This is a genomic window from Kitasatospora sp. MY 5-36 (assembly GCF_001182915.1).
Classification (GTDB): Bacteria; Actinomycetota; Actinomycetes; order Streptomycetales; family Streptomycetaceae; genus Kitasatospora.
Genome location: NZ_LFVW01000118.1, coordinates 1 through 6,451, shown reverse-complemented (window position 1 = coordinate 6,451; position 6,451 = coordinate 1). Strand labels below are relative to the sequence as shown.

The window sequence follows — 6,451 nt, the reverse complement described above, 5'->3', positions numbered from 1 at the left end:
GGCAGTCGTCGGGCCCGTCGGAATGCTGGACGGCGTTGGCGAAGAGTTCGCCGAGGAGCAGTTCGGCGGTGTCGCGGTAGCGGTCCCCGGAGGGCAGAGCGGAGAGGTAGGCCCGGATCAAGTACCGGGCCAGGGGCGCGGATTCGGCCTGGGAGGAGAGCCGAGCGACGAAAGCCCGGGGGCGACGGGAAGTGGGCATGAGGGAGCACCTTGGAAGCAAAAGGAGAGGGGCTATCCACGTCATCGTTGGCGATCTGCCAGCGATAGACAGTCAGTTGCCCATGGCAGTAGTAGGTTCGCCACCACGCGGTTGTCTGATCTGCTCGTGTCCCGGTTCGGGCGATCCGAGGGCGTAGGTCTTGAAGCCGGCGCGCTCGCCGGTCGGGATGAACCCCGTCTTGCGGAGGACGTGGCCGGAGGCGGGATTGTATGGGTGCGCGGCCCAGGTACTTCGTCGACTCCGCGCTGTAGATCCGGAGCAGGGCTTCCTCGTCGCCGGGGCGCAGCTCCCGCAGCTCGATCATCCGTCCACCGCTTCGATGATCTCGGCCAGTTCGGCGGCGGTGGGCCGCTCGTCGGGGGCGGCCAGAAGGACGCAGCGCATCCGGGCCTGGAGGGCGGGCCAGGGCATTGCGGTGGACATCGGGATGGCCCGGTGGGCGATGGCCTTGCGGATCTCCTCCACGGGCGTGCCCTTGGGGAGGCCTGCGGTGTCGTAGTCCAGCGGCCACTTCCCGGTGGTGCAGGTCCACAGGGTTCCGGCGAGGGCGTAGACGTCAGCGGTCTGTGTCGTGGGGACGGGCTGGGGGCCGTTGATGATCCGGGCGGCGAGTTCGGGGGCGGTGAGGTGGATCATCGTGCCGTCGAACGTCGGCCACGGGGTGCTGTCGATCCTGCGGGACCAGGCGAAGTCGAGGAGGCGGACCGTCCCGTCCTCGCCGTGGATGCCGTGCGCGGGCTGGAGGTCGCCGTGCACCCAGCCGTCGGTGTGGAAGTCCGCCACGGCGCGGCACAGTCCGACGGCGGCAGCGAGGGCTTCGTCCTTCCCACCGTCTCCCTTGCGCACGGGGCGGAAGACCTGCCAGGTGGAGGGGCCGGCCAGCCACGGGGTGACGTACCAGATGCCGTCGGCGAAGCGGCCGGCGGTCACGGTGTAGCCGGGGAGCTGGTCCAGTACGGAGGCTTCACGGGCGGTGACCTCGGCGGCCCCGCCGGTGCCGAGCTTGATACTCACCACACCGCGCGGACCGCTGGCCTTCCACACCGCCGATCCCCGGCGGTTGCTGACCTCCGTCAGCTCGACCGGCCCACAGAAGGCCTCCGCCGTCCTCAGCGCTTCGCGGGCCTCGGCAAGGAACTCGCCCATTCTCGAACTGCCTTCCATTCACAAGAGATGTGCTTGAACACGTCTCGGCCGTCGTCAACCGACACTGCCAGCGCCGCCGCGAGGTCGGGGGTGGTCTCCAGGATTCGCGGGTCCAGCGGCCGCACGCCCGCCCGTACCGGGAGGAACGAGAAGGGCGGCGGCGGGATCCTCTGCCTGCGCCGGCTGATCTCGGCAGCGCCCTGGGGGAACTTGCCGAACATGACTCCGACCGGGGCGTACGGGTGCTTCAGCGCCCAGTGCGGCCAGGCCATCAAGTCTCGGGCTCGGCGCGTTCGCAGTGCCCGCGCAGCACGACGTTCTCGCACGCGAGGAGACCGAGCGGCCCTGGAGCCAGCCGGTGGTGGCGTGTGCAGTGGCGCGCTGGATCGTGGTCATCTTGGCCTCTCGATGTCTGCTGCGCAGGAAGTCGGCCAGGCCGACTTCCTGCGCTTACGGGTGGGTTGCGCGGGTGCGGTAGTGGGTGAGGGTGCAGGTGATGCGGTGGGTGGTGATGGTGAGGTTTCCGGTGGTGAACCAGCGGGTGGGGTCGTGGTGGTGGCCGGAGCGGAGGCTGCCATGGGCGTAGGTGGCGGCGGGTGTGGTGCCACGGGAGAGGGTGTGCCGGGCGAGGGTCGTGAGGTGCATGGGGAGTCGGGCTTTCAGGCGGTGGCGGGGGCGATGTGGGCCCAGACGAACTTGCCGATGCCGTACGGGCGGGAGGCGCAGCCCCAGCGCTCGGCCAGCTCGTTGACGAGGTAGAGGCCGCGCCCGTGCTCGTCGTCAGGCGCGGCGGTACGGACGGACGGGCGGCCGCTACCGGCGTCGTGCACCTCCAGCCGCAGCCGGGAGCCGGTGAGGGCGATGCGGACTTCGATGTGGCAGTCGTCGGGCCCGTCGGAGTGCTGGACGGCGTTGGCGAACAGCTCGCCGAGGAGCAGTTCGGCGGTGTCGCGGTAGCAGTCCCCGGAGGGCAGCCCGGAGAGGTAGGCCTGGAGCAAGTACCGGGCCAGGGGCGCGGATTCGGCCCGGGAGGAGAGCCGGGCGACGAACATGCGAGGACGACGGGACGTGAACATGGGGGTACCTCGGAGGGGCGGGGCGGGAGCATGTGAAGGAAGTGCGACGTACGCCAGGCCTGCCGCCGATCGGGGGTTTGGACACCCGACCGGGGCGGGGCGTGCTGCAAGCGGGGAGAGAGCCGTCTCCGAACTCACGAGGCCCGGCGGGCCCGGGGGTCGGCGGTCGGGGCGAACTCTGCCCAGCCGGCTGCTGCGGTGGCCAGGGCGTTCCGTCGGAGGCGGTCCTCGGCGGATCTGCGCGGCCCGGGTGTCGGCGTCTGGGCAGGACACGAAGGGCGGGGTGCGGCGGCCATCGCGGGCTCCAAGGGATGCGGCAGTGGTGTGTGCGAGCCCGGACCCGACCGGGCTCGCACCCCGAGGCGTCGCTTCTCGGGGTGCTGAGCACCACGATGCCGCTGCTGGAAGGCCTTGAATTTCACCAGAAGTGAAAGATCGTCAGATACCCGTTCGGGTGATCCAGGTTGACAGCCGCAGACTCCGGCGGCTAGCGGAGCGTGACAGTGCGGTCACGGTCTCGCGGGCGAGCGGATGCCGGGATACCTGGTCGGGTGCGACCGCGTACGCGGCGTCGAGCTGGTCGAGTGCGGCCTCCGGTCGGGCCATCCATCGGTAGGCACGGGCCAGGTCGATGTGGTGGTGCCCGATCCTGGTCGGGGCCCATCCGGTGGGGAAGCGCAGCCCCTTCGCGGCGGCCACCGCCCGGTCGTGCTCGCCGGCCTCCACCAGGGTCATCACCCGGTGCACCTGCACGTTGGTGGGCCCGAAGTGCAGCGACAGGTCCGGCTGCTCGCCGGTCCGGGCGGCTACGTGTTCAGCCTCGTCCAGATGGTGCTGCATCAGGTCCTTCTGTCCGGCGCGGGCGGCGACCACGGCCGAGCCGAGGTGCAGTTGCCCGGTGGTGACCAGTGCGCTCGGAGTCTTGGCGTCGGTCCCCTCCAGGTGGCCGCGGCCGGACTCCTGGAGGCGCCGGCAGGCCGCGAGGTCGCCGACGCGCAGGTAGGCGGTGACCCGCAGGTACTCGCGGGCGGCCCGTAGCGCGGGTGCCTGGTCGCCGGCCCGCTCCGCGGCCCAGTCCATCCGGGCCAGTGCGGTCGCGGACAGGTCGCTCAGCCCGATGGCGATCCCGACCGAGTGCCCGCACCGGTAGGCCTCCGCCAGCAGGCCCCACGCCTGCCGCTGCTGCTCACCGGTGAACTCGTGTGCGGCCGTGTGCAGTTCGACCAGCAGGCCCGGCAGCATCGCCACCATCGGCTTGTACTTCGCGGCCTGGGCCAGCGTGTTCACCTGTCGTACCGCTGCCCGAAGCGCGGGCAGGGCGCGAGGCCGAACGGCCTCCTGCGGCGGCAGGTCGTACAGATCGAGCACCGTACGGATCGGGCCCATCAGCGGGACCAACGGGTCATCTGCCGTCCCGTCGCTGTACGGGGGCGGTTGGAGGTCGCCGGGCTCAACTCCCAAAGCCCTGGCCACCGCTGCAACGAACTCCGGCGTCGCCGGCTTGTGCCCGGCCACCACCTTCGTGAGCAGGCTGTACGAGACGTGAGCACGATCAGCGAGTTGCCGATGGCTCAGGCCTCTCACATCTTCGTAGGCGGCGATGCGCTGGCCGGTGCTGATTCCGTCCGGAGGTGCCACGCTGGCCCCATCTCGTGAATTCCTTGAACCCTGCATAGGGGACCGTACCCTCGAACTCGCCTGGTCACAGATCATTCGGTCAAACAACGTTGACGTTGGTCGGCTGGTGCGCGGCCGGGTTCCATGAGATAGCTACTTCCGCCGGCCAGTCGACGGATACGGTGTCAGGACTGATCGACGTGGGGAGCCTCGGCGGCCCAGTCCGTCGCGGCGATGACCGAACGGATCAGGGTCCTGGACGACCAGTTGCGGACGTCCTCACCGGCGTCCGCCCGCAGGTACCGCGAACGGTACGGGAGGCCATGACATGAGCAGCGACGAACCGGGCGTGCCCGTGCAGGCCGCACCCGCTCCCACGGGTGAGGACTACTCGGGGGTCTGGGTCAGCCACTACGAGTTCTTCAGCAGCAGCCGGGAGAACACGTTCACCGGCCTGCACCACGTCGTCCTGTCCCAGAGCGGGAACCGGATCACCGGCCGGTCGCTCCCCGGTGCGTCGTCCAATCCCGACTCGCCGCTGTCGTTCGACCTCACCGTCGACCGGAACGTCGTGACGGGCTCGTGGGTGGAGCAGACCGCACAGGATGGCTACTACCAGGGGGCCAGGTACCACGGCGCCATTCAGCTGCTGGTCGATCCGACCGGGCGCCGCATGGCCGGCAAGTGGGTCGGCTTCGGCAAGGAGTTCGACGTCAACACCGGGCCCTGGGAGCTGCGCCTACTGGAGAAGTCCACGGCGGATGAGGTCTTGAGTCGCTACAGCGTGCCGCCGGAGGCGTAGCGCGCCTCACCACGCTGGTATGGCGAGCCCCTGTGTCGATTTGATGGTGACGGCCTTTCACGGTGGCCCGTCGAGAGTCGGAGTCTGTGCACTACGGTCTGTGGGTAGGCGGTTACAGCGACAATCGCTCTGGCAGGGAAGGACAGCCATGACGGACGACAAGCAGGCGAGGGGCACCGCGAGCTACCTGTTCGAGGCGGGCATGCTCAAGCGGGCGAAGCGCCAGGGCTGGTGGATCGCCGGCGTCAAGGACCCCGAGTCGATCGCCGAGCACTCGTTCCGGACGGGTGTCATCGGCGCGGTGCTCGCGATGATGGAGGGTGCCGACCCGGCCAAGGTCGCCCTGCTGTGCCTCTTCCACGACACCCAGGAGACCCGGGTCAGCGATATCCCGCACATCAGTCGGCGCTACCTCACCGCCGCGTCGAACGAGCGGGTGACCGCCGACCAGGTCAGCGCCGCTCACCCGGCCGTCGTTGCCGGACTCCAGGCCCTCGTGGAGGAGTACGAGAACGCCGAGAACCTGGAAGTCACCGTCGCCCACGACGCGGACAAGCTGGAGTGCCTGATCCAGGCCGTGGAGTACCGCGAGCAGGGCTACCGGAACGTGCAGCCGTGGATCGACAGCAGCCTCGGCAGCCTCAAGACCGAATCGGCCCACGCCCTCGCCGAAGCCGCACTGACCATGACGTCCCTGGAGTGGCAGAAGGTCTACCTCGCGTGACGCCACCGACACTCGTCTTCGACCGCTTTTCGGCGCTTGACAGTGCCGTCTGACAAAGGAGTTACGCATGTCGACTGATGGGCGGATCTTCCGCGAGGCGTGGATCGCGGGCGTGTCGAAGCACTACCCGGGCGAGCCGAAGGCCGGCTATGTCGCGGCGTGGGAGGAGACGCCCGAGTGGGAGCGGGAGTGCGCCGCCGCCGTGTTCGGGCAGGTCCGGGACTTCATCAGCGTGAGCGGCGGCAACACGTCCAAGCTCTCCCGGGAGCAGAAGGGCCGCTTCGTCGCTACGTGTTGGATCGCTCAGATCCACAAGCACATCGAGAATCCGAAGCCGGGCTATGTCGCCGACTGGGTCGACCTGCCGTCGTGGCAGCAGGAGACCGATGCGGACATCTTCGAAGCGATCGAACGCGCCCGTTCCTGAACACCGTGCTCTGCGTGGGAAGTCGGCCCCGCCGACTTCCCACGCCAAAGGTAGGGGCGTGCGTGATGTGGGGGTCCGGGCTTTGCGCTCGAACGGTTCGCACTCTTCGTAGTCGCTGTGCTACTTTCCGCATCATCAACAGAACATAGGAGACCCCGGCGGTGGTGGAACACCCCGGGGTCAGGCACCAGGAGCAAGGACTCCAGATGCGGATTCATCGTAGCGTTCATTCGCGCGCGTTCAGCGTGCTTCCGAACGGCCTGTTGCAGGACCGGCGGCTGAGTTACACCGCCCGTGGCCTCCTCGCCGACCTGCTCTCCCGCCCCGACGGGTGGCGGGAGGACGGGCGGCAGATGGCGGACAGCAGTCCGCAGGGGCGGGGTGCCGTCCGGCGGGCTCTCAAGGAGCTGACCAGCGCCGGGTGCTACCGGGTCGATAC

At 69.3% G+C, this 6,451-nt stretch carries 7 protein-coding genes and 3 pseudogenes; 3 read left to right on the top strand and 7 right to left on the bottom strand.

Translation table 11 applies throughout. The features are described 5' to 3' along the window. The 7 genes and pseudogenes from AE652_RS46285 to AE652_RS49470 form a co-directional block, all read right to left on the bottom strand. Positions 1-199 (bottom strand): annotated as a pseudogene (locus AE652_RS46285) (ATP-binding protein); the annotation flags it as partial. Positions 200-520: 321 nt separating this feature from the next. Beyond that, positions 521-1,366 (bottom strand): protein kinase, encoded by an 846-nt coding sequence (locus AE652_RS09705; protein ID WP_049650823.1) that lies wholly within the window; start codon positions 1,364-1,366, stop codon positions 521-523. Beyond that, a complete protein-coding gene (locus AE652_RS09700; protein ID WP_159028413.1) occupies positions 1,330-1,587 on the bottom strand; it encodes a hypothetical protein in 258 nt (85 codons plus the stop codon). Before AE652_RS09700 ends, AE652_RS09705 begins: the two co-directional genes overlap by 37 nt. A gap of 229 nt (positions 1,588-1,816) precedes the next feature. Further along, entirely contained in the window at positions 1,817-2,011 is a 195-nt protein-coding gene (locus AE652_RS09695; RefSeq protein WP_049650822.1) for a hypothetical protein, read from the bottom strand. A gap of 14 nt (positions 2,012-2,025) precedes the next feature. Further along, entirely contained in the window at positions 2,026-2,442 is a 417-nt protein-coding gene (locus AE652_RS09690; RefSeq protein WP_107086402.1) for an ATP-binding protein, read from the bottom strand. A gap of 438 nt (positions 2,443-2,880) precedes the next feature. Then, a complete protein-coding gene (locus AE652_RS09685; RefSeq protein WP_234348318.1) occupies positions 2,881-3,828 on the bottom strand; it encodes a transcriptional regulator in 948 nt (315 codons plus the stop codon). 63 nt (positions 3,829-3,891) lie between these two features. Further along, positions 3,892-4,116, bottom strand: a pseudogene (locus AE652_RS49470) (helix-turn-helix domain-containing protein); the annotation flags it as partial. A gap of 247 nt (positions 4,117-4,363) precedes the next feature. Here AE652_RS49470 and AE652_RS09680 point away from each other — a divergent pair. The 3 genes and pseudogenes from AE652_RS09680 to AE652_RS09670 all read left to right on the top strand — a co-directional run. Next, positions 4,364-4,861 (top strand): annotated as a pseudogene (locus AE652_RS09680) (XRE family transcriptional regulator); the annotation flags it as partial. Positions 4,862-5,009: 148 nt separating this feature from the next. Beyond that, positions 5,010-5,585, top strand: a complete 576-nt coding sequence (locus AE652_RS09675) for an HD family hydrolase (protein WP_049650819.1) — start codon at positions 5,010-5,012, stop codon at positions 5,583-5,585. 67 nt (positions 5,586-5,652) lie between these two features. Continuing rightward, on the top strand, positions 5,653-6,012 hold the full coding sequence (locus tag AE652_RS09670; RefSeq protein WP_049650818.1) for a hypothetical protein: 360 nt from the start codon (positions 5,653-5,655) through the stop codon (positions 6,010-6,012). The last annotated feature ends 439 nt before the right edge of the window (positions 6,013-6,451 follow it).